Source organism: Corynebacterium endometrii (assembly GCF_004795735.1).
Lineage (GTDB): Bacteria > Actinomycetota > Actinomycetes > Mycobacteriales > Mycobacteriaceae > Corynebacterium > Corynebacterium endometrii.
This window is the reverse complement of the sequence record NZ_CP039247.1, coordinates 794983-817331: the sequence shown is the minus strand read 5'-3', so window position 1 is coordinate 817331 and position 22349 is coordinate 794983. Positions and strand designations below refer to the sequence as shown.

At 60.5% G+C, this 22349-nt stretch carries 26 protein-coding genes; 11 read left to right on the top strand and 15 right to left on the bottom strand.

Annotated features, from left to right (window positions below):
- Positions 1 to 45: 45 nt before the first annotated feature.
- Both CENDO_RS03715 and CENDO_RS03710 read right to left on the bottom strand, forming a co-directional pair.
- Positions 46 to 744, bottom strand: coding sequence for a zf-HC2 domain-containing protein (locus CENDO_RS03715; protein ID WP_136140840.1), 699 nt, complete (start codon positions 742 to 744; stop codon positions 46 to 48).
- The gene (locus CENDO_RS03710) at positions 731 to 1144 is read right to left on the bottom strand and encodes a DoxX family protein (RefSeq protein WP_136140839.1); all 414 of its coding nucleotides are present in this window, start codon (positions 1142 to 1144) and stop codon (positions 731 to 733) included. Before CENDO_RS03710 ends, CENDO_RS03715 begins: the two co-directional genes overlap by 14 nt.
- Positions 1145 to 1198: 54 nt before the next feature.
- Here CENDO_RS03710 and CENDO_RS03705 point away from each other — a divergent pair, with 54 nt between their 5' ends.
- Together CENDO_RS03705 and CENDO_RS03700 are read left to right on the top strand one after the other, a co-directional pair.
- On the top strand, positions 1199 to 1735 hold the full coding sequence (locus CENDO_RS03705) for a methylated-DNA--[protein]-cysteine S-methyltransferase (protein WP_136140838.1): 537 nt from the start codon (positions 1199 to 1201) through the stop codon (positions 1733 to 1735).
- A gap of 6 nt (positions 1736 to 1741) precedes the next feature.
- Positions 1742 to 2413, top strand: a complete 672-nt coding sequence (locus CENDO_RS03700) for a DNA-3-methyladenine glycosylase I (RefSeq protein WP_425456198.1) — start codon at positions 1742 to 1744, stop codon at positions 2411 to 2413.
- 1 nt (position 2414) lies between these two features.
- Here the strand turns inward: CENDO_RS03700 and sepX are convergent, their stop codons facing one another.
- The 4 genes from sepX to CENDO_RS03680 form a co-directional block, all read right to left on the bottom strand.
- Positions 2415 to 3950, bottom strand: coding sequence for a divisome protein SepX/GlpR (sepX, locus tag CENDO_RS03695; protein ID WP_136140837.1), 1536 nt, complete (start codon positions 3948 to 3950; stop codon positions 2415 to 2417).
- A gap of 123 nt (positions 3951 to 4073) precedes the next feature.
- Entirely contained in the window at positions 4074 to 4790 is a 717-nt protein-coding gene (locus CENDO_RS03690; RefSeq protein WP_136140836.1) for a GNAT family N-acetyltransferase, read from the bottom strand.
- Positions 4791 to 4795: 5 nt separating this feature from the next.
- A complete protein-coding gene (gene glp, locus CENDO_RS03685) occupies positions 4796 to 6085 on the bottom strand; it encodes a molybdotransferase-like divisome protein Glp (RefSeq protein ID WP_136140835.1) in 1290 nt (429 codons plus the stop codon).
- 245 nt (positions 6086 to 6330) lie between these two features.
- Positions 6331 to 7254 (bottom strand): UTP--glucose-1-phosphate uridylyltransferase, encoded by a 924-nt coding sequence (locus CENDO_RS03680; protein WP_136140834.1) that lies wholly within the window; start codon positions 7252 to 7254, stop codon positions 6331 to 6333.
- Positions 7255 to 7319: 65 nt separating this feature from the next.
- Here CENDO_RS03680 and CENDO_RS03675 point away from each other — a divergent pair, with 65 nt between their 5' ends.
- From CENDO_RS03675 to mscL, 3 genes are all read left to right on the top strand, one after another.
- A complete protein-coding gene (locus CENDO_RS03675; protein ID WP_136140833.1) occupies positions 7320 to 7949 on the top strand; it encodes a 5-formyltetrahydrofolate cyclo-ligase in 630 nt (209 codons plus the stop codon).
- Positions 7950 to 7994: 45 nt separating this feature from the next.
- Complete coding sequence (locus CENDO_RS03670) at positions 7995 to 8792, top strand: SAF domain-containing protein (protein WP_136140832.1); 798 nt, start codon at positions 7995 to 7997, stop codon at positions 8790 to 8792.
- A 281-nt stretch (positions 8793 to 9073) separates the two neighbouring features.
- Positions 9074 to 9511, top strand: coding sequence for a large conductance mechanosensitive channel protein MscL (mscL, locus tag CENDO_RS03665; RefSeq protein WP_136140831.1), 438 nt, complete (start codon positions 9074 to 9076; stop codon positions 9509 to 9511).
- Between the two features lie 102 nt (positions 9512 to 9613).
- Here mscL and CENDO_RS03660 read toward each other — a convergent pair whose 3' ends face one another.
- From CENDO_RS03660 to CENDO_RS03635, 6 genes are all read right to left on the bottom strand, one after another.
- Positions 9614 to 9817, bottom strand: a complete 204-nt coding sequence (locus CENDO_RS03660; protein WP_342773424.1) for a hypothetical protein — start codon at positions 9815 to 9817, stop codon at positions 9614 to 9616.
- A 144-nt stretch (positions 9818 to 9961) separates the two neighbouring features.
- Positions 9962 to 10567 carry a MogA/MoaB family molybdenum cofactor biosynthesis protein gene (locus CENDO_RS03655; RefSeq protein WP_136140829.1) on the bottom strand — a complete coding sequence of 202 codons (606 nt, stop codon included), beginning with the start codon at positions 10565 to 10567 and terminating at the stop codon, positions 9962 to 9964.
- Between the two features lie 57 nt (positions 10568 to 10624).
- A complete protein-coding gene (locus CENDO_RS03650) occupies positions 10625 to 12142 on the bottom strand; it encodes a S1C family serine protease (RefSeq protein WP_136140828.1) in 1518 nt (505 codons plus the stop codon).
- Between the two features lie 424 nt (positions 12143 to 12566).
- Positions 12567 to 13265: a response regulator transcription factor gene (locus CENDO_RS03645; RefSeq protein WP_136140827.1), complete on the bottom strand. Its 699-nt coding sequence runs from the start codon at positions 13263 to 13265 to the stop codon at positions 12567 to 12569.
- A 220-nt stretch (positions 13266 to 13485) separates the two neighbouring features.
- Positions 13486 to 13659, bottom strand: a complete 174-nt coding sequence (gene rpmF, locus CENDO_RS03640; RefSeq protein ID WP_136140826.1) for a 50S ribosomal protein L32 — start codon at positions 13657 to 13659, stop codon at positions 13486 to 13488.
- 15 nt (positions 13660 to 13674) lie between these two features.
- Positions 13675 to 13941 (bottom strand): type B 50S ribosomal protein L31, encoded by a 267-nt coding sequence (locus tag CENDO_RS03635; RefSeq protein WP_136140825.1) that lies wholly within the window; start codon positions 13939 to 13941, stop codon positions 13675 to 13677.
- Between the two features lie 752 nt (positions 13942 to 14693).
- Here CENDO_RS03635 and rpmB point away from each other — a divergent pair.
- The 6 genes from rpmB to CENDO_RS03605 all read left to right on the top strand — a co-directional run bounded on the left by rpmB (position 14694) and on the right by CENDO_RS03605 (position 17590).
- Positions 14694 to 14930, top strand: a complete 237-nt coding sequence (gene rpmB, locus CENDO_RS03630; RefSeq protein WP_136140824.1) for a 50S ribosomal protein L28 — start codon at positions 14694 to 14696, stop codon at positions 14928 to 14930.
- A 2-nt stretch (positions 14931 to 14932) separates the two neighbouring features.
- Positions 14933 to 15097, top strand: a complete 165-nt coding sequence (gene rpmG / locus CENDO_RS03625; RefSeq protein WP_040085297.1) for a 50S ribosomal protein L33 — start codon at positions 14933 to 14935, stop codon at positions 15095 to 15097.
- Positions 15098 to 15100: 3 nt separating this feature from the next.
- Positions 15101 to 15406: a 30S ribosomal protein S14 gene (rpsN, locus tag CENDO_RS03620; protein WP_136140823.1), complete on the top strand. Its 306-nt coding sequence runs from the start codon at positions 15101 to 15103 to the stop codon at positions 15404 to 15406.
- A gap of 14 nt (positions 15407 to 15420) precedes the next feature.
- A complete protein-coding gene (gene rpsR / locus CENDO_RS03615; RefSeq protein ID WP_070767894.1) occupies positions 15421 to 15669 on the top strand; it encodes a 30S ribosomal protein S18 in 249 nt (82 codons plus the stop codon).
- A 279-nt stretch (positions 15670 to 15948) separates the two neighbouring features.
- Complete coding sequence (locus tag CENDO_RS03610) at positions 15949 to 16725, top strand: hypothetical protein (RefSeq protein ID WP_136140822.1); 777 nt, start codon at positions 15949 to 15951, stop codon at positions 16723 to 16725.
- A gap of 109 nt (positions 16726 to 16834) precedes the next feature.
- Complete coding sequence (locus CENDO_RS03605; protein WP_136140821.1) at positions 16835 to 17590, top strand: TetR/AcrR family transcriptional regulator; 756 nt, start codon at positions 16835 to 16837, stop codon at positions 17588 to 17590.
- A 236-nt stretch (positions 17591 to 17826) separates the two neighbouring features.
- On the opposite strand, the gene purH is transcribed toward CENDO_RS03605, so the two are convergent.
- The 3 genes from purH to CENDO_RS03590 form a co-directional block, all read right to left on the bottom strand.
- Positions 17827 to 19389 (bottom strand): bifunctional phosphoribosylaminoimidazolecarboxamide formyltransferase/IMP cyclohydrolase, encoded by a 1563-nt coding sequence (purH, locus tag CENDO_RS03600; RefSeq protein ID WP_136140820.1) that lies wholly within the window; start codon positions 19387 to 19389, stop codon positions 17827 to 17829.
- 59 nt (positions 19390 to 19448) lie between these two features.
- Entirely contained in the window at positions 19449 to 20057 is a 609-nt protein-coding gene (purN, locus tag CENDO_RS03595; RefSeq protein ID WP_425456209.1) for a phosphoribosylglycinamide formyltransferase, read from the bottom strand.
- An 87-nt stretch (positions 20058 to 20144) separates the two neighbouring features.
- Entirely contained in the window at positions 20145 to 21899 is a 1755-nt protein-coding gene (locus CENDO_RS03590; protein ID WP_136140819.1) for a cell division protein PerM, read from the bottom strand.
- Positions 21900 to 22349: the final 450 nt, after the last annotated feature.

Genomic DNA, 22349 nt, shown 5'->3' with positions numbered 1-22349 from the left:
AGGCCGCCATATGGCCCACGGGGCAGTGACCCACTGTGAGCGGGCCTAATGGGGACTGGCCCCCAAATCCTTCCAAGCCCTGCGCAGCAAATAGCCTTTATCGGCGGCCCAGATAAATGATAGGACTGCGGTTGCCGTGAACATGGCAACCAGCAGGTAGACCTGGCCTGCATCCCCATGGCCCAAAGCTAAATCACGGACCGTAAAGCCAAACAGGAAAGCCAGCATTGTGCAGGCGATGGGCAGCATGCCGCTAACGTTCGATGGTTTCCAGGACACGAAGAACATCCCGGAAGCAAGCCCCAAGCGCCACGCGGCGCCTTCGATGAGCATTAAAGCCCGTTCAGGGTCGGCCTGCAGGCCGAGTATTTCCCCGTTCCCCACTGTAGGCACCAGCCCGGATGCGCGGACCACGAGGGCAGCCGCCCAGATGGTGAAGAAGATACCCAGTACCGCCGCCAGCACGCGCCCTATGGCCAACGAGGATTGACGCGCCTGCGAAGTGCGCCGCCACTCCGGTTCCACCCCGGCAAGGATGACCTCCGAGAGATCCTTGGGCGGGGCGAACGAGGTCTGGGTGCGCTGCGGGTTGAGCGCCCGGGATAGGGCTAGCGCATTATCGCGGAAGCTCGCGCATTCCGGGCAATTGGCTACGTGCGCGTCGATGACATCGTCGGAAAGCGCGTAGCTTTCGCCGTCGAATCGGGCCGATAGGGCGGCCTGGACATCATCATGCTTCAACACGTGAGAGCACCTCATCCAAACTTGCGCGGCCGGCTCCAAAGACCACGATCATCAGTAGCGATGCGATAAGCACCAGGACGTACTCCATGCCGCCCTCATCCACGAAGAATCCATTGGGCAAGTGCGCAAAGTACAGCGCGCCGGCCATCATCAGGGACATAGCGCCAGCCACAAAGGTGGTCAGCAACCCCACGATGAGCATGCCACCGCCCACGGTCTCAGCCGCCACCGTAACGTAGGCTGACAGTTGCGGCTCGGGCACGCCCATTGTGGTGAATTGGCTGACTGTGGCGTCCATTCCGGCGATGAAGAGCTTGTGCACGCCGTGGAACAAAAAGACCACTCCTAATACGACGCGGAAAAGCAGCAGCGCGGCATCACGAACGGCGGGTCTATTCATGAGCATTAGACTACCCGTAGACCCCCGCCCACGGTGAAAGGACAAGCCCCGAGCATGCAACTGCATAAGACGCTAAGCACTCCCTTGGGCCCACTGACCCTTTATGCAAGCGCCGGCGGTTTGACCCGGCTGGCATTCGGCGGTCCCACCGATGGGGCGGGCGGCGGCAAGACATCGGAAGGCCAAGCGCTGGCGATTCTTGAGCAGGCTGCCACGGAGCTAGACGAGTACTTCGCGCGCCACCGCCGCAGTTTTTCAGTGCCGATTGACTCCGCGGTCGCCCGGCGTTTCTTTGGGCCCACGTTTCAGGGGCGCGCCCGGACGGCCCTCATTGAAATCCCCTATGGCCAGCTGTGGTCCTATGGCAAACTAGCGGGCGCGGCCGGCAACGCTAAGGCCGTTCGCGCCGCGGGCAATGCCTGCGCGACCAACCCGCTGCCCATCATCATTCCGTGCCACCGGGTGGTAAAAGCCAACGCTCAGTTGGGTAACTACCTTGGCGGTCAAGCAGCCAAGGAATACCTCATCCGCTTGGAAAAACAGGCGCAGTTGAGCCCCATCGGGAACCAAACGGACACCAATTCTGTCTAAGCACATATGAATACTCAAAAGAACACTTTCAAGAACCATCAAGCCGCCTCCTCCGCCACCATGGCTTCGCCGACGCGGACTCCCGGCGCGGGCCCGGTGGTCTGCGAGGACGGATTAGCACGCACCCCATGGGCGGCCGGCTCGGCCCAGTTGCGCGACTATTATGACAACGAATGGGGAATTCCCGTACACGATGAGGCGGGGCTCTTTGAACGCATTTGCTTGGAATCGTTCCAAGCCGGGCTGTCTTGGGCCCTAATCCTGCGCAAGCGGGAGGCGTTCCGCACACTTTTTCATGGGTTCGATCCAGACCAGGTGGCCGGGATGACGGAAACCGAGATAGACATGCTTTCCGCCAATCCGGCTATCATCCGCAATCGCCGGAAGGTCGAGGCGGCCGTGACCAACGCACGGGCAACCGTCGCGTTGCGCGAGGAGGGCGGGCTCGATGAACTCATTTGGTCGTTTATCCCCGATGCCACACCCACGCCCTCCGTGGTCGAAGAAGTCCCCACACATTCGCCCGAATCCGCCGCGCTATCCCGCGCGCTCAAAAAGGCCGGGTTTGTATTCGTTGGCCCCACCACATGCTACGCACTCATGGAGGCCATCGGCATGGTGGATACCCATTTGATGGGCTCTTACCGCCGGGGATGTTCGGGGCTATGGCCGGAGTAGGCTAGCCCACGCGGCGGGCCGCCAGGTCATCCCGGCCGCGGCGCCGCTGGGGTTCACTAGGGTCAAAGACGTCATCATCGGCGAAGTGAACCGGCAGGTGGTCAAAGTCTGGGCTATCATCATCGGCCTCGAGGACCACGGCACCCGGGCGGCGCAGGTTACGAGGAATGGCGAGCTCTTCATCGCTCGCGTTCCGCACGCCTAGGCGTGCCCTGCGTAGCTGGCGGATCCGGCGGGTCCGCAAGGCGTGTTCCTGGCGAACCTGAGAGCGCAACGCCACCAGGTATAGCGTGGAAACAATTCCGGCCGCCAGGGCGGCCATCCATGCCCAACCACCCACGACGATTCCCAGCGCCACGGTGGCTACAACTACGATGGCCAAGGCGATCAGCGTGCGCTGGCGTCGCTGGAAGCGGCTAGCCGAGGCCTGCTTATCAGCGATTGGGTCCCAGCCGCCCCGCCCCATGCGGCGGGCCGCAAACTCGAGCTCCTCTTCGGATAACTCTTCGCTCATGTCTTCCGCCATCTCGTGGACCGCAACTTCACCGGTGCGGCCGGCGGCCTGAAGTTCGGATTGCTCGAGGCCCTCGGCATCGCCCTCATTGCGGTCCTCGTCATCCAGTGGGGCCTGCGCCTCCGACGCGCGCTCCTTGGAATTTACGTCGCTGACCGGCTGCGGATCCACCGCGCCCGGGTACAGGAGGTCCACGGGGGATGTGTAGGTCTCATCGAGTTCGTAGGCGTCCTCCGACACGGCGGCCAAGGCCGGCGCTGTGAAGATCTCCACTTCCGCGGCGGCCACTTTTTCATGCTCTCGGTCTACGGCGGGTGTGGACGGCTCGTGGGAGGAGCCAGGGTGCGCCTTATCCCCCTCGGCATCTTCGCGCTCCGTAGGCTCGTCCAAGAGGTTTTCCTCCAGGACATCTTCGTCGAAACGGTCACGCAGGGACACGCGCTTGACGCGAGGCTGGGCATGGGTCTCCACCTCGTCGATCTCGTCACTGATGTCCAGGTCCTCAACGTCTTCGACGAGCTCAACGTCCCGCGGCAGGCGCTGCGACGCGCGGTAGGATTCAGCGGCCTCCGCTGGGGTCTCCTCCACTACTTCGCCGTCGATAAGTTCGGAAGCCTCCCCCGCGGACGCGTCGGCGGTTGATTCTTTTTCTTCCGAGCCCTGCTGCTCGAGCTTGGCCTTCTCCGCCGCCCCGTACGCAAAGAAGCGGTTTCCACGGGAGGAAAGCGTATCAGCCTTGGCGCGTGCGGCGGCGCCGGCGATGGTTTGGCGTGGCGCATCTTCCTCTACGGCCTCCACCAGCTCATAGTCCTCTTCATCCTGCTCATGGGCATGGATATCCCCAGGGGTGAGCTTTGGGCGGCGACGCCCCTCGACGTTGCCGCTTCCACCCTCGAACAGCACGCGCGTATCGTCGAAGGCCTCCCCCGTGTGGCTGACCGGACGCTGGCTTCGCAGAAGCCACGGCGCGAGGACAAAGAGCCACACGATGATGATGAGGACGATTCCTAGGCCACCAGACAAGGCACAAGCCCCTTCCTGGAAAGTAGAGAACTGATTGCGAAAACTGTAGTTCCCCCGCCGCCACGATGTCTCCTGCCACGCCGCCCACCCGGCATAGTTGTGACTGATGTGAATAGAGTGGAGTTATACGCGGGTGATTCGCCCATCGGCAACGAGGCGCGCCACGCAGGAGGTTCGGTAATCCTCGGAGGTTATCGCCACGAAATGATGGTCGCGCCACTGCCCATCGATGTGGAGATTGCGCCGCAGGAAGCCCTCCTCCCTGTAGCCGTTGGCCGCCAGTACCTTGCCGGAGGCCGGGTTGTCTGGCAAATACGTGGCGGTCACCCTGTGCAAACCTACCCGGCGCAGGGCGAAGTCCGTGCCCAACCCACATGCGGCGGTGGCGACCCCGGCCCCGGAAAAGCCGGAATAGACCCAATAGCCGATCCAGCAATCACGAATGATCCCGTGCTGGATATTGCCCAGCGTGACCTGGCCGGCAAATCGGCCGCCCACCTCAATCGCCAGCGGTATCACGGCACCGGCCTTGGCGGCCTCGCGCAGGTTCATGAGGTGATTCCACCAGGCCTGTGTTGAATGGGCTTGTTCCCACGTGCCCGGGATCGTGGGCTCGACCGGGCGCAGGATGTGTTCATCCTCAATGCGCATCATTCGCCATTCATCGCCGTCACGCCGATGCAACGGCCGAAGGCGCACTCGGGCGCCCCGCGGGAAAACCCTGCTGGGCGGCAGCATCACGGCGGGTGTTGACTCCGGCCACCCGGGATGGACCGGATGCCGGTCTCCCTTTCCGGGCTGCGAAAAGCGACCGGCCGCAAATCCGAAGGGATCAATCATGCGATCTAGCTGCGTTGCGTGATGAACAGGACATCGACCACGTCCCCTGGGCGGATCTCCGTAACATCCTCGGGAATGCGGATAATCGCGTTGGCCTCAGACAATCCGGCCAGAAGGTGCGCGGGTGCACCGGCCGCGCCACCGAGCCCCTCCACCAAATAATCCGCTGTCTCGGCATCGCGCATGAGGCGGGCTCGGATAAAGCCGCGGCGTCCTGGGCGTGACTCCACGTGGTTGAGCGCACGGGCGCGTACCACGCGGCGATTGGCATTTCGCTTACCCAGGGACAAGCGGATGAGCGGGCGAATAAATACCTCGAAGACCACCAGAGCCGAGACTGGGTTTGAAGGAAGCAGGAAGGTGGGAATGCGTTCTTCCCCTAGCAGACCAAAGCCCTGCACGGATCCCGGATGCATGGCGACGCGGTTGGTGTCCACGTCACCCAACTCGTCGAGCACCTCGCGGATTTGCTGGGACCCGGCGCCACCCACGGCACCGGAAATAACCATTACCTCGCTCCGGCCGATGTGGGCCTCGAGGGTCTCACGAATACGGCGTGGCTCGCCCTCAGCAATGCCAACGCGGGTGACATCCGCACCGGCTTCCCTGGCGGCGGCCGCCAGGGCATAGGAGTTAACGTCATAAACCTGGCCCAGGCCGGGCTCGCGGTCAATGTCAACCAATTCCTTGCCGTAGGAAATGATGGTCACACGCGGGCGCGGGTAAGCCAGGACCTTGTTGCGGCCCACCGCCGCCAGCAGCCCGATCTGTGCGGGGCCCAAGATGGTTCCCGATGACACGGCCACGTCACCAGGTTGAATATCGTCACCCACGCGGCGCACAAAATCGCCCGAGCGTACCGGGCGGTGGGCGGTGACTCGCTTGCGTCCGCGGTCGGACCATTCAAGTGGCAGCACCGCGTCCGCGAGCGTCGGCAACGGCGCACCCGTATACACGCGCACCGCCTGCTTGGGCTGCAGGCGCAATGGGGTGCGCGAACCAGCCGGCACCTCACCGACCACCGGCAGGGAACGCTCAACTTCTGGGGCTGGAACCGCCTCGCCATCGCTCGGTGCACCGGCTTTACGGCCTGTCAGAGCCTTTTCTCCCCCAACGTCAACGGCGCGGATCGCGTAACCGTCAATCGCGGCCTGCGGAAAGCCGGGAAGCGGCGAGTTAGCCTGAACCTCCTCGGCACACATCAGCCCCAGGGCGTTAGCGATAGCGATGCGTACCGGTTCCGGAGTGACTGCCGCATCCGTGATGAATGCAAGCTGTTCTTCTACTGAACGCATGGACGTGCGAGCCTTCCTGTGGACGGACCGTTTGAGGTTGTTGCTATGAGGACAAACCGAAGCACACGCGGCAACCGGCACTCTCGCACCGTGTGCCGCGTGTGCTCTTTGTTACTTCAGTTTAACCTTGTGGCTGGAGATTACCGAAAGATTCCTGCGAAACTTTCGCCGCGCAGTCACTGAATACCGCAGCATTAAACACTGCCGCAAGGTCGAGTCTGACGCGATGAGTGTGGAGAAGGAACTTAAGCCTCCTGCTCCTTTTCAAACTCGGCAATGATGTTCTTGAGCTGCTTATACAGAGCGGGGCCGTATTTCGGATCGTGCAGGCCAAAGTCAACGCACGCGGGGATGTATCCGCCCGGGTTGCCTAGGTCATGCCTCTTGCCCTTATGGACCACGACGTGGACCGGCTCGCCCTCCTGGATCAGCAGCTCAATGGCGTCAGTCAGCTGCAACTCACCGCCCTTACCCGGGCTGATGCGGCGCAGCGCATCGAAAATCTTGCGGTCCAGAAGGTAGCGGCCAGTCGCCACCAGGTTGGATGGCGCTTCCTCGGGCTCCGGCTTTTCTACCATGCCCACAACCTTCTTGACGCCGGGGGCGTTGGTGTCCTCTACGTCGAAGACGCCATAGTTAAAGGTTTCTTCGCGAGAAACCTCAAAGGCGCACAGCACCGAACCGCCCACTGCCTGGCGGACGCGCGCCATATCCTCCATCACCGTCGCGGGAAGCACAATGTCATCGGGGAGCATAACGGCAAAGTAATCCTCATCCTCGTCCAGCACGGATTCGGCGAGGGACACCGCATGGCCCAGGCCGAGCGGCTTTTCCTGTTCAACGGCGACCGGATGAATCAGTTTCTGAGCACGCTGTACCTTTGCAACCTGCTCATCCTTACCGCGCGATGACAGTGTTTCAACCAGATCGGGAAACTTTTCAAAGTGGCGCATAATTTCCTGCTTGGAGGGCGCAACAATGACCGCAAGGCGCTCGGCCCCCACCGAGGCGGCCTCTTCAGCAATCAGCTCGATACCGGGGGTATCTACAACTGGAAGCAACTCCTTAGGCACGGTCTTGGTCGCTGGAAGGAAACGGGTGCCCATGCCCGCGGCCGGAACAACAACAGTTTTGACCCAATTGCCGGAGTGATTATTTTCTTTGTCCATAGTTTCGAGCCTACCTGTCTCAACCGGTCAATTCGTGGACCCTGCCCCCGACTAACATTAAAATCATGTCATCTTCACGCGATTCACAGCCCAATTCCAGCTCAGCAGCGCTTCGCTCCGAAAAACGTGATCTGCGTCTTACCCACAAGGCACGCCGCGACGCGCTTCAACCCAGTGTCAAGGAATCCTACGACCGAGAAATTACGGCTCACCTCCGCGAGTACGTTCAGCAATTGGGCGGCCGGCCGCAGATAGCCGCGTATAGCCCCCTTCCCTCCGAACCGGGAGGATCGCAGCTGGTACCAGCACTATCCGAGATTGCCGAACTGTGGCTCCCCGTTTCCGGTGAGGCCGGAATCTTGCAATGGGGCCGCTACACCCCGGGCTCCTCACGAATCGGCGCCTATGGCATCACCGAGCCGGAACCGCCCCACAGCGATAGCTCCATTCTGTCGAGTCTAGACGCGGTCATCATCCCGGCCATGGCCATAGACAATGCGGGATACCGACTTGGCAAGGGCGCCGGCTACTATGACCGCGCTCTGGACGCCATTGAGGGACATGATGTTGGGCTCATCGGCGTGGTTTATAGTTTCGAGCTGGTCCCACGCGTCCCGGCCGAGGCCCATGACCTGCCCGTCTCCGCGATGATCACCGAGCTCGGGCTGGTCAAACCCACCGGCAGAGAGCTTTGATACTTCGACGGGAACCACCGGGCGAATCCGTCAGTCCAATAGGATATGAAGCCAGTTTTACCTTTTGCAGAATCCCTCACCCGGACCGTGACCACCCCCGGCCTGGCGCGCTCCTTATTACTGCGCCGCGCGGTTGCCGCGTTGCTGGTCTTCGCCGCCCTTGTTAGCGCTCTAGCCGCCCGACGCGCCGAGCCAGAGGTGGTGGTCTTCGCGCGGGACGTCCCCGCCGGATCGGTCATCACCACAGACGATGTGGAGCTGAAATCGCTCCCCTCCGAGGCCCTGCCGCACGCTGCCGCCTCCAACCGGTTGAGTATCGATGAGATCGCGGGGCGCGTATCCGCATCCATGGCGTCTCAGGGGGAGGTTGTAACCGAGTCACGTTTAGTGGGCGAGGCCCTCACCGCGGCTTTAGTGGGTAATACCACAACGGGGGATTCGCCCGAAGACGCTCACATGGTGCCAGTGAAGGTCTCCGACCCGGACATCATCCCCCTGCTCCACCACGGGGACACGGTGGACATCATCACTACGCCGGATTCTTCCGGCACCCCGGGAGGCCCGTCGGGCCCCGCCACCCCGAGTCCGGAATCCCCCAGGCCCCAGGGTCAGCGGGGATCACCAGGCGAGCTTTCTGCCGGCGGCCAACTCATAGCCGCAGGTGGACGCGTCATTACCGCCGGCGGCGCCGATCCGTCGTCGGGCCGCGACGGCAGCGGAACCGTCCTCATCGCCCTGCCCGCCTCCCAGGCTGCGCGGGTAGCAGCGGCGTCTTTGCAGCTCCCACTAGCGCTCGTGATCACAGGCGATAGGGCACGACCCGTGGGCGCGAAAGAGCGCTGAGTGTAAGCCCAAGCAACGCTGCGGCCAAGGCCCCGATGCGTACCCGACTATCAACTTTCAGTTGACGTGACAACAATTTGGTAAACGCCCCAAAACTGAATGGACTATTGCGGCTCTTTAGTATTAATGTTGCCTAAGCTTAAGCACACGGTGCGCTCCGCAGGCGCTACCAAATCAACGTTAGTGCAAAGAGCTAACCACCAACGCTAAAGAACCCCGGTATTTACCTGGACTCTAGCGGTGTGCGCAAAGAAAAACTTTTACTCAGAAAGGGCACTCATATGCTCAAGGGCTTTAAAGACTTCATCATGCGTGGCAACGTCATCGAGCTCGCAATCGCGGTTGTCATCGGTTCCGCATTCACCGCGATCGTTACCGCGTTCACCGATAACCTCATCAACCCAATCATCGCTTCCCTGGGCTCCGCCGAAGTAAAGGGCCTGGGCTTCCAGATTCGCTCCGGAAACGAGGCTACCTTTGTTGACTTCGGTGCGGTCATTACCGCCGCAATCAACTTCCTCATCATCGCGCTGGTTGTTTACTTCATCTTCGTCGTCCCGATGAACAAGCTGAACGAACTGCAGAAGCGCCGTGCCGGCGTCCCAGAGGATGCTCCGGCCCCTACCACCGATGAGCTGCTCACCGAGATCCGTGACCTCCTGGCCCAGAACCAGGGCGGCGTTAACGGCACCACCGGCATCGATAAGCCACAGCTTTAATTCCCGCCCGGGTTGCGGCTCCCTAATTCCTCGCGATGGGAGGCAACGCCTTGCAAAGCCGGGGCCTAGTTTTGAAGAACTAGGCCCCGGCTTTTCCATGTTTTAGGATTCCCCGCCGAAATGGGGCGGAATCTGTTCGCGCCAGAATGCCTCACCTGTTGGGGTGTCATCAGCATGCTCGTCGAACTCCACGGGGCGCTCTCCATCCGTGGAGCGCGGCTTGAGTTCGCCCGAGTCATCAAAAGCTGAATTAAAACGCGGCGAATCGGCCGTGCGGTCATAGTCCGCCGCATCCGACCGACGCACCGCCCTCCTACGCCTGCTACCAGCCGCTTGCCTTTCCGCCATTATTGTTCGTCCCCTTCGCGCGTGACCATTAGGGAGCCGGCTTGTGTCAGTCGGCTCCCCGTCTTCTAACTTTTCAGTGCCTTTTCCCAGTGCCCAGGGCAGCTACACGCTGTAACGCTGGAGCTGGTCCACCAAGTGGTGAACGAGAGGAGTCAAGGTGGCCATGCCGTCTCGCACCGCCGCGCGAGAAGACGCTAAGTTCACGATGACGGTGGAGCCGGATACGCCGGATATTCCGCGGGACGTGCAGGCATCTACCGCTCCGCAGGCCTGTCCGGACGAGCGCAGGGCTTGCGCCACACCGGGGACCATCTGGTCCAGCATGGCGCGGGTCGCCTCAGGCGTCTTATCGCGCGGCCCAACCCCGGTGCCGCCGACCGTGAGAACCAGGTCTACGCCGCCAATGACGCCGGTTTCTATCGCCTCACGAATCTTGGACTTCTTCGAGCGGACGACCACCGCTCCATCTACCTCAAAGTTGGCCTCCGCGAGTAGTTCGGAGCAGAGGCGGGCGTTGTCCTCTGAGTCCTGCTCAGGATGGTCCGTCACCAATACGATCAGCGCACGGCGGCGGGCTGACAGTTCCTTCTGCTCTTCGGCGGCGAGGAGGAACGCGTCATCCGGCTCCGGCATATCCAGCAGTTCATGGCCTGCAAGCCGGGAGGAGAACTCCTCTTGCAAAGTGGTGGGCGTTGAGTCAGTGGTCATGCAGGGCTCCTTGTCCATTGCTGGAAATCCACATTCGAAATTCCATTGCTATTGAATCTACTCGCTGGTGACCGTCACCTCTACCGAACGAGATTCATTTTCACCCTCGCTGCGGACTTCGAGGTTCGTAGTGGCACCAAAGTCCAGGGAACGCACGGCGGCGATGAGAGAGTCGGAATTCTCGATGAGGCGGTCACCCAGCTTTGTCACCACGTCACCCTTCTTCAATCCGGCACGCTCCGCGGGGCTATCAGGCTCAACCTCTAGGATGAGTGCACCGCCTCCCCTACTACGCGCATCCACGTTGATAACGCCAAGCATTGGGTGTTTTACCTCGCCCGAATTAATCAGCTGGTCCGCCATGCGTTTAGCGAAGTTGGATGGAATAGCAAAACCCAGGCCAATGGAACCGGCCTCGCCTCCGCCCTGGGATAGCGAAGCAATCATCGAGTTCATCCCCACGAGGTTGCCGTTGAGATCGACCAATGGCCCGCCCGAGTTTCCTGGGTTGACCGCCGCATCGGTCTGGACGGCGTCAATGAGGGAAGACTCGCCACCGCCCTGGGATGCGCGTACCGGACGGTTCATAGCGGACACGATGCCCGAAGTCACGGTCGCGTTAAGCCCCAGGGGAGAGCCCACGGCGACTACTTCTTGGCCCACATGCAGTGAATTCGAATCGCCAAACTCGAGGTACGGGAGTTCTGAAGCGTCCTTGATCTTGATGATGCCCACGTCAGTATTTACGTCCGATGCCACGAACTCCGCCTCATACTTGCTGCCATCATTCATGGTGACCTGGATCAGGGATTGATCATCCTCACCTCCCTCAACCACATGATGGTTGGTCAGCACGTAACCATCCGGGGAGATGATAGAACCGGAGCCCTCCGCCTGGCTCCTTCGCGTGGCCACCTGGATGGAGACCACCGCTGGCAACACCCTCGAAGCCACCGCTTCAATGGAGCCCTCCGCAGGTGGTGCGTCATTGCCGGCCGGCTCCCGGTTTAGCACCTCGTTTACCACGGCGGTGGAGCTGCCGTTGACGCCGGTCTGACCGCGATTTCCCACGACCAAACCGGTTATGGAACCAACAGCGATGGAACCCACCAGCATCAAGGCCAACGCTGTGCCCAGCCCCACTTTCTTCTTTTCCTTCTGCCGGGAGACGGCCTGCACTGGAACGGGTGCACCCGATGGGCCCACGGCAGTTGGAACCCCCACCGACCCGGCGGCCGGTGCCGGGCCCGCCTTCGGGCTTTGATTCCCCGTGGCTAGCTCGTCGCCGCCGTGCCGCTGCCCGCGGCCGCTAGGTGGCGTTGCGGTTGCCCTCCCCTCAGCACCCGTGCTCCCACCAGTTGCCGGGGCGGGTGCCGGGGTCTCGTGATCCGAATTGTGGCGGGTCCACCCCTTGTAAGGAGAATTAGGGGAAGGTTCGGGTTCAACCCCGTCCTGAGCTGCGCGAGGGGTCCGTGAATCCTGCGCCCCTGCAGGCCGCGAGTCAGTCCAAAAATCTTCCCTTTGCCCCTGGTTATTGGAAGGTTCAGGGGTTGCCTTTGGATCATCGTTATTCATGGACACTATTATGCACCGGCCTTCTGATTGGTTAATGAACAGCATCTGCAGAGTTGCCAAAATTGACTGTGAGTTTACTGTAAGGAATTAACCGCCGCGACGATCAGAACCTAGCTGAATCCGCACTCGAGGAATGAAGCGGTACTACCCCCAAGCCCCCACGGGTTTAGAAACTCATTTGGCGCGGCAGGCTCATAACTCGTTTTAACGCCCCCACACGAAAGAGGCGGCTATTCCTTTCACCGACCACCGCGGCCCTAACACTTAAGGCACGGCCAGGCCCTCCGCACTCATGTCGCGCGAACCTAGATGGACTGAAAGACTCAGCGGGCTTCGCGGCGCGGAGGATAACCGTCCAACTTTGCCGCGCTAGTTCCTGAGATTTGTGGAAACACCCGACCGTCGCGGCGTGCACGGCAGAAGACTACGGTGTGGATTCCCGCAGGATATACCCAACACCCCGAACCGTATGGATTAAACGAGACTCGCCGTTATCCTCGGTTTTCTTGCGTAGGTAGCCGATGTAGACCTCAAGCGCGTTGCCAGACGTTGGGAAGTCAGAACCCCACACATCTTCAAGGATGGCGCTGCGAGACAATACCTTGCGTGGATGCTCCATAAGCAGCTTTAGCAGAGAGTACTCGGTGCGGGTCAATGAGATTATGCGGTCGCCGCGTTTGACCTCGCGTGTATCAACGTCGAGAGACAAATCCGCAAAAGTCAGCTGGGCACCAGCCGGAGCGGGACCACCGAGGGGAGCTGCAGCGGCGCGCCGCAGGAGGGCACGGACGCGGGCGAGCAACTCTTCTAAGGCGAATGGCTTGGGTAAGTAATCATCAGCGCCAGCATCTAGACCTGCCACCCGGTCAGAAACGCCGGCACGAGCGCTCAATATAAGGATGGGACGGTCCCAGCCTTCGCCGCGCAATGTCCGGCAGACCTCGAAGCCGTCCATCTTGGGCATCCTGATATCGAGGATCACCAGCTCGGGGTTTTCCCGACGGACGCACTCGCAGGCCTCTTCCCCGTCGCCGGCCAGAATAACGTCGAAGCCATTGAAGGCTAGGGAACGCCGTAGAGACTCGCGTACAGCATGCTCGTCGTCTACTACTAAAATTTTCATACCGCGATTATCGCGCATTTAGCAATAAAACACGAAGTGTTTAACAATCCAAGTACACATCCCGAGGGTTTGACCAGTTTACCACCGATGTTCGCCTGCGCAAGCCATAAAACTAGAGCCTGAGAAAACTAAGGAAAGGCCCCGCACCTACCTTAAAAGGGCAGGAACGAGGCCTATTTTCCGAAGTAACACCCCCCTGTAGCTAAGGGGGTTAGTTACTTTAGAACTGCTCTACGTCTACGAGACCGAGCTTCGCAGCCTTAACGAGGCGGCGTGGGATGCGTACGGTCTGGCCGTCGATCTTTACTTCCTGGAGGGCTACATTGTCAGCCTTCCACTGGGAACGACGGGAGTGAGTGTTCGCACGGGACTTACGGAACTTAGGAGTTGCCATCTTCTTCTATCCTCCTTACGCCTTCTTCTTACGACGTGCAAGAGCACCGTAACGCTGGTTGAACTTCTCAACGCGGCCTGCGGTGTCCATGACGCGCTGTGCACCGGTCCAGAATGGGTGGGACTCAGCGGTAACGTCAACGACGATGAGTGGGTACTCGTTGCCGTCTTCCCACTCAACGGTGCGGTCAGAGGTCGCGGTGGACTTGGTCAGGAACTGGTGGCCAGTACCTGCGTCCTTGAATACCACTGGGTGGTAATCAGGATGGATATCCTTCTTCATATGTAGATTCCCTCAGGGTTGAACTACGGGTCGGTTCCCCGCGACGCGCGGCCACCTTACAACTAAGTGATGGCTTTATACGGCGAGGATCGTGCCCGAGTTGGGTCTCGAATACTTGCATCAAGCCCGCTAAGGCGGGGTTTTAACCCGCCCTTCGCAGACAACTCGCTATATCTTACAGGTTGACGTGCACTTTTCTAAATCGCATCGCGCGCCCTCTCGGCCCTGCCGCCTTTTCCGGCACGCGAGGGCCACCCCCTTCCCAGGGCTCGCCGCCGAGCCGGAGGGATTCCACGCGTGGTTTCAGTCCCGCCCCAGCCGGCTCGCCTGCTCCCCGCGGCCGGGACCCGGCGTGACCCGCACCTATAGCCGCGATAATCACACGAATCACACAACCCACTTTGGACTACAGGTGTTGCGCTATTCCGTAATATATATCCCTATCGCACCGCCGCCAGGCGCCGGCATCAACCCATAACCCACCCGCGCAAGCCGCGTACCAGAAAACGTGTGGACCTAAATTTGGGCCTTAGATTTAGCGCGATTAGGAAAACCGCGCTTATGGATGTAAGATTCTCCATTGCTGTTGTCACAATGTACGTTTAACGCCCCGTCAACTGGTGTTAGGCAGCACGCTTACCCGCTCACACCTCACATTTCGAGCATGTATAACAGCCACGTAAGTGGTTATTTACAAGGTAGGTCGATGCGCCACTAAGCCATGATGTGGGCGGCTAGGAGAAAGAAAACCCATGTCGGCTATTTGCCAGGTCACGGGCCGCAAGCCGGAGTTCGGCAAGCAGGTCTCGCACTCGCACCGCCGCACCTCGCGTCGTTGGAATCCCAACGTTCAGCGTCGTCGGTACTACCTGCCCTCTGAGGGCCGCACCATTACCCTGACTGTCTCTACCAAGGGCATGAAGATCATCGACCGCGACGGCATTGAGTCCGTTGTCGCCAAGATCCGAGCACGTGGAGAGAAGGTCTAAAGATGGCACGTAATGACATCCGTCCAATCATCAAGCTGAAGTCCACTGCGGGTACCGGTTACACCTACGTGACCCGTAAGAACAAGCGCAACAACCCGGACCGCATTTCTCTCATGAAGTTCGATCCAATCGCCCGTAAGCACGTCGAATTCCGCGAGGAGCGATAATCAATGGCTAAGAAGTCCAAGATCGCTAAGAACGAGCAGCGCAAGGAAATCGTCGCCCGCTACGCGGAGCGTCGCGCTGAGCTCAAGGCTATTATCAAGAATCCAGCTACCTCCGACGAGGACCGTCTGGAAGCACAGTTCGAGCTGAACCGTCAGCCACGTGACGCATCCCCATCCCGCGTTCGCAACCGCGACGCACACGATGGCCGCCCACGCGGTTACCTCCGCAAGTTCGGCCTCTCCCGTGTCCGCATGCGTGGCATGGCTCACCGCGGTGAGCTGCCAGGCGTCCGTAAGTCCAGCTGGTAAAGGGGAATTGCAAAATGAAGCGCAATAACCACAAGAAGTTCCGCATGGAGCAGACCCGCCGCCCAAAGAAGAACCCTTTGAAGGCTGAGGGCATCGAGAAGGTGGACTACAAGGACACCAAGACCCTGCGTCTGTTCATCTCTGACCGCCACAAGATTCGTTCTCGTCGAGTCACCGGTCTGACTCCACAGCAGCAGCGCCAGGTTGCTACCGCTGTGAAGAACGCTCGCGAAATGGCTCTCCTGCCGTTCACCACCCGCTAAACACTAGCCGGGAAGAGCAACAGCACCTTTTGCCGAACGCAACCTAAGGTGCGCGGTAAGAGAAAACTTCAAGGCCCTGCAGGCCGCGCGTGAATCATCAGGAATCACGTCGGTCCGGCAGGGCCTTTTGTTAGTTTTATTGTCAGGTTCGCGCTTGGCGCATCCGGTCCCCACTCGATTTTCCCAATGGGGTTTGACCACGTAGGATTGGCTTTTCGAGAACCCTTAGACTCATTTCTCCACGTTTATTCCATACATCTTTAGCGGAAGGCTTTACACATGGCTTTGCATCCTTCGTTGCTGGATCTAGCCGAGGCTGCCCCTCGTTGCGAATCGGAGGCATCTGCCCGGGGCGTATTGGCTGAGTCGCTGGAATTGCTCCGCAACGCGCTAGAGCATGGAGAAAAGGAAGTGGCGCTGGCGGCATGGTTCTCCCGCGTCGTGGGGGACGTCATCCACTCCCCCGCGCTGGCCTCCCCAGTACGCCTCACCGGTGCCTTTGGCCGCGGCGATGGGCTTCCAACCATCCCGGTCGTTTACTTAGGGCGGGATGAGCGGGTGGCCTCACTGCTGGATGCGGTGGGTTTGAAGCATGCTAGTTCCGACGACACCCTTGCCCGCCGCGTAGACTCCGGGCTCCCGGTGGGAGCGGGCGGTGAGCTGGAATTGCTCAGGGATGCCCTGGCCAAACGCCCGCCGGCCCTCCGGCTCATCGACGGTCTGCCGGATCGCAACGTGGAGGTAGATGTTCAATCAACCCTCCTGGCGCCCATCGCCGCCATCGCCCGCTGGGCAGCGCCGTCCCCTCGCCCAACTCCGGACCGGCTAGCCATCGCCGGCGAGCGAGAGCTTCTTCAGCTTTCCGAGGTGGAGGCGCTTACCACCGCCTGGGAGACCGGCCTAAAGATAGAGTTGGGGCGTTGGTATGACCACGTATCCGATCATCCGGTGGTCCTGGCAGACCTTACCCCGTTTACTCGCACCGCCTACGGTTCCGCGACACGCACGGTCTCCGAGGTGCTTTCCTCGCTTGAGGCTCGCGAATACCGGTCATAGAATAGTTTTTCATATAAGCTAGACTCACCTGGGTGAGTGCAGGGTTCAATGTCCCTACAATTTCTGATCAGAGATTTCATGTTGTCCATCGATAAGGAGGCGCCCGTCTATGGCTGGTGCAGTAGGTAGGCCGCGCAAGAATAGCCCGCGGCGCCGCGGCAGCACGGCTCGTGAGGAGATCCTCGACGCATCTTCCGAGCTGTTTACCACCCAGGGTTTTGCTACCACCTCAACGCACCAGATTGCGGAGGCGGTAGGTATCCGCCAGGCCTCCTTGTACTACCACTTCCCCTCCAAGACGGAGATCTTCCTCACCCTGCTCAACTCCACCATCGAGCCCTCTCTGGACCTCCTCGATCAGCTCGCCGATTCCGAGTCCGGCCCAGAGATGCGCCTGTGGGCGCTCGTTGCCGCGGAATCCGCGCTCCTGCTGACCCCGGGCTGGAACGTGGGGCGCCTGTACCAGCTGCCGGTGGCCAATTCCGAGGAATTTAGCGCCTACCACGATGCCCGCAACAAGCTTGAGGGCGCTTTCCGCTCCCTGTCGTCCGAGATTGTGGGAGCGGATGATCCGCGCGTCGAGCTACCCTTCTACATCGCCCTCTCCGCCATTGAGATGCGTGATAACACGGGCAAGCCCCCTTTCGAGGTCTCTGCGGATCACCTGCCCTCCACGTCTGTGATGCTGGCCGATGCCGTGCTCAATGTGTTGGGTTCGGAGCTGCCCGAAGACCGGGAGAAGGAGACCTTGGAGCTCATTGCGGCCAAGGACGCCGCCAAGGTCGCGGCGGAAAAGGCGGCCAAGGCCGCCGCCCGTGAGGCCCGCCGCGCGGCTAAAGAAGCCGCCACCGCCGAAGCGGATTAAGCCTTTCCGGCCCCGTATAAGTTCTTGCATCGCCAAACCGGGTGCCCGCCCCACCGCACAATGGTGCCGGGGCGGATGCGCTGAGCCGTTAACGCCACTCCTTTGCACGCGGAGATCGGCTACAACCAGTACCATCGCGCCCCAGGTTCTACCCGCCCATCAGCGGCCTAAGGCGAGCCCACGATCAGCAATAGCCGGCTGACGCAGGCTGTCAGCCGGCTATTGCCGCGTAATCCCTAGTGGAAGAAGTGCCGGGTACCAGTGAAGTACATGGTGATACCGGCTGCCTTCGCGGCCTCGATGACCTCACCGTCGCGGATGGAACCGCCTGGGGATACCACTGCCTTCACCCCGGCGTCGGCGAGGACTTGGAGTCCGTCAGCGAATGGGAAGAAGGCGTCGGACGCGGCTACGGAGCCTCGGGCGCGATCGGCGCCGTCGGCCAGGGTGTTGGCGCGCTCAACCGCAAGCTTCGCGGAATCCACGCGGTTGACCTGCCCCATACCCACGCCCACCGTTGCGCCCTCATGGGCCAGCAGGATGGCGTTAGACTTCACGGAACGCACGGCGCGCCATGCGAACTCGAGTTCAGCCAGTTCCTTCTCATCGGCCGCCTCCCCGCTCACCAGGGTCCAGGTCGCGGCCGGGTCACCCTCCGCCTGGTAACGGTCCGCGTCCTGAACCAGCACGCCACCGGAAATAAGCTTGACTTCCTTGTCTGAGAAATCGGGCTCGCATACCAGCAGGCGAAGGTTCTTTTTAGTCTTGAGGATCTCAATCGCCTCATCCTCGTAAGAAGGGGCCACGATAACCTCGGTGAAAATGTCTTTGACCTGACGTGCCATCTCGACGGTAACCTCACGGTTTACCGCAATCACCCCGCCGAATGCGGACATTGGATCGCAGGCATGGGCAAGCTCGTGGGCCTTGGCAATGGATTCGTCGGAAACGGCGATGCCGCAAGGATTAGCGTGCTTGATAATCGCTACGCACGGGCGGTCATGATCCCACGCCGCGCGCCACGCGGCATCAGCGTCCTGATAATTGTTGTAGCTCATCTCCTTGCCGTTTAGCTGCGTGGCGTTAGCCAGGCCCTTGCCGCCCTCTTCGCGGATAAGGGACGCCGCCTGGTGAGGGTTCTCGCCATAACGCAGGGCAACTTCTCTGTCCTGGTCGGCCTTGCATTCATCGGACGCGGATGTACCCAGCTGCTCCACGAACCATGCGGACACGGCCGCGTCATACTCGGCGGTGTGGGTAAACGCATCACGGGCCAGGCTGCGGCGCTCATCGAGGGTAAAGCCGCCTTTCCCAACGGCGGTAGCCACGTCCCCGTAACGCGCGGGATCCACCACGATGGCCACGGATGGGTGGTTCTTCGCGGCGGCGCGCACCATGGATGGACCCCCGATATCGATTTGTTCAACGCAACCATCGAAGTCGGCACCGGACGCCACGGTCTCACGGAATGGGTACAGGTTCACCACTACAAGCTGGAAGGGCTCAATGTCGAGCTCGGAAAGCTGATCGAGGTGATCCTCTTTGCGGGTATCGGCAAGGATGCCGGCGTGGACGCGTGGGTGCAAGGTCTTGACGCGGCCTTCGAGGCATTCCGGGAAACCCGTGAGTTGGTCAACCGGGGTGACATCGATGCCAAGGGCAGAAATCTTTGCCGCGGTGGAGCCTGTGGACACAATCTCCACACCGGCCGCGTCGAGGGTACGTGCAAGATCCTCGAGGCCCGTCTTGTCATAAACGCTAATCAGCGCTCGCTTGATGGACTTGCGATCATCACTCATATGTGAACAAAGGCCTTTCTTTAGACGTCAGGGTTAGCGAGAGGAATTTGGGAAATAGACTAAAGCTCGATGCTTAGCACCGGTGCCACACCGTCACGCTGTACGGTGGCGGCGCGCAGCACCTCAACGATGAGTTCGCGCTCCACCTTTTTGATGCGCTCGTGGAGCGAGGCTTCATCATCATGCGGACGAACCTCTACGGCACGCTGCGCGATGATTGAACCGGTGTCCACGCCCGCATCGACGAAGTGCACTGTGGAACCCGTGACCTTTACGCCGTACGCCAGCGCATCGCGCACCGCATGGGCCCCTTTAAACGAAGGCAGTAGTGCAGGATGCGTGTTGATGGTCCGCCCCTCGTATTTGGCCAAGAACGCCTTACCTAGGATCTTCATAAAGCCCGCGGAAACAACAACGTCTGGCTCGCCTACAGCGGCGGCCAGACGTTCATTCCATTCTTCCCGGTCTGTACCTAGGGTTACGACCTCAGTGTCAATGCCTGCGGACTGAGCGCGCTCGATGCCCTGGCATTCAATATCGGCAATGACTTTGATAACCCGGTAGGAGTCATCCGCATTGTCGAGAATAGCCTGCAGCAAAGATCCGGTGCCGGATACGAGCACAACCACGGACTTGCCTGGGGTACGCGTGTCCCCCGGGTGCGTTATGCCAGTAGCCTGTTCGGTGGGCGCGTCAGTGTGAGAGCTCTGCGTAAAAGTCACGGGCCAAAGCTTAATACCTTTACAGGCTCTCCGTTAGCCCTTCTCCGGTTTTTCTTGCGGCAGTTCTAAGCCCGGGTGCCCACCCCGCGTCTCGTCTGCTGGCGTCTCCGTGTCTTGAATTTCTGCGTCCGGGGTCTCTGCGTCCGGGGTCTCTGCGTCCGGGGTCTCTGCGTCCGGGGTTTCTGCGTCTAGCGCCTCCGGGTCAGCGGACTGTGGTTCAGGCTCTGGGTCCTCATCTGCTAGTCCGTCCGTATCTGACCCCTCTTCTAGGCCACCCCTTGACTCGTCTTCCTCCCCGGGCCGATGCACGGCCGGATTTCGACCATCGCCATCTTCCGCCGCGGCAGGCAGTGGGCCCTCTGCGCGTGGGGCTTCTTCATCGACTAATTCCCCATCGACCGTTGCCCCCGCATCGCCAGTGGCTTCATGGCTCTCCGACGCTGTGAGGCTCTCCTCTTCCGAGTCGAGGTCTGGGCCTTCACTACCATTGGATTGCTCCTCCGCGCGACGTTCAGCGGCGGCGACACTTGGCACGGCGCCGTTGCGCCACAGCACGAACATGAACACGGCAGCCGCCGCGACCCCCAACACTGCAACCCAGATAGCTACAAGCCCCACGGCGCTGAGGAAAGTTGGGCCTACATATCCGTAGGCGGCAAGGTCACCGCTGCCCAGATACACGGCGCCGGCCATTAGAGCGGCCGCGGATACCCCCGCAACGAGCGAGTGCAAGATTCCGACTCTCGAGCGAATCAGGACATACAGGACCACACCCATGGCTATGGCCATAAGCGCCAGCGCCCAGGCGTGGACCTGCCCCGGGATGAGGCCTAGAAGCGGAACCGGAGGAAACGGCACGGTGTGGACGCTAAACAGGCTCAGGCTAGCGCCACCGAAATTTAGTTCGGAGCCGATGATTATAGCCAGGGCATTTAAAACCGCATTGGGCAGATACAGCACACTCAGTACGTAGAGCGCGGCAATCCCAGGCGCATCGATGTTGGGATATGCATTGAGAATTTCCTGCTGCCGGCCAATGCTAAATGGCAGGGCTACTATCACTACGGCGAAACCGGCCGCGGCTAACCACATCATGATTCGGGCGGCAGCTGTGGCCCCTTGGGGGACGAAGACCGGAACCTTGTAACGCGAAAGCAAAGCCTCCCAAAGCTTTGGCCCCATTCCCAATACCATCGCCGCGCCGTGTAGCACCACCACCCTTGGTAACGCGGCGAGAAGCGATGGCGGGGCCACGTCATATACCTTGCCGGCATCCCACAACATAAGCCATGCGACAAGCACAATCACTATGGGCAGGCCGATCACCCACGCCAGGCAAATCAGCAGGTCTTTAATCGTCGCTTTGGTAGCGAACGCCCTTCTAATCCGGCCCGCCAGCAGCAGGCCCAGGATTAACGCGGGCAGCGCCGGCACCACCGATATGGTGACGCCGCCGGCGCTCAGGGGCACGAGATTGACCACCATCAGGCACATTGCGATGGCGGTGGGCAGCCACGCCATCGGCGCGCCGGTAAAAAGGCACACCGCAAAGGCAATGACGATGATGCTTAAGATGGCCGCTACGTGCGGAATACCCACGATGAGGCCTAGGCGGCGAATGCGCCCGCCTAGCGTCGTTGGCGCGTTTCTACGTCTCGCCGCGGATTGCGCGCCAGCCTTGTGGGCAACGCGCGCTGCAGGCTCAGAAATAGAGCCTTTCCCTAGGCGCCCACGAGAAGGGCGTGGACCAGAGGTGGCTCGCGACTGGGGGCTGGTGTTTCTACTCATCGCCTAAACACTTTGCCACGGGTAGGGTTCTTCGCTGGCGCGGCGCGGCGACAGTCGCGGGAAGTCACATGAAGATTTAAGGCCTCAATTAATCCTTTAACCTTCAAGTACAACTTGCTGGGCGAAGTAGACCTATATATAAGGTACAGATCGAAAATTAACGAAGGCGGAGAAGCGGGCTTCCGCCCTGGCCTGGCCTGCGCGCCCTTACCCTCATAGTCTCACTTACCCCCTGTGCTCCTCCGCCAGGACCAGGGTTACCAACTACCCCTCTACCCCCGCGGATATCCGCTGCAGATACGTAACAATAGAAACTCAATCCACAGATTTGGCGAAACTCGAGCAAACGGGTTGCCGATAACTTTTCGAGACGCTATTGTTACCTCTCGTTGGTAACAAGAAGGTCACAATCACGTAACCAAGCGTGACAGAATGTAACGTTCTGAATCC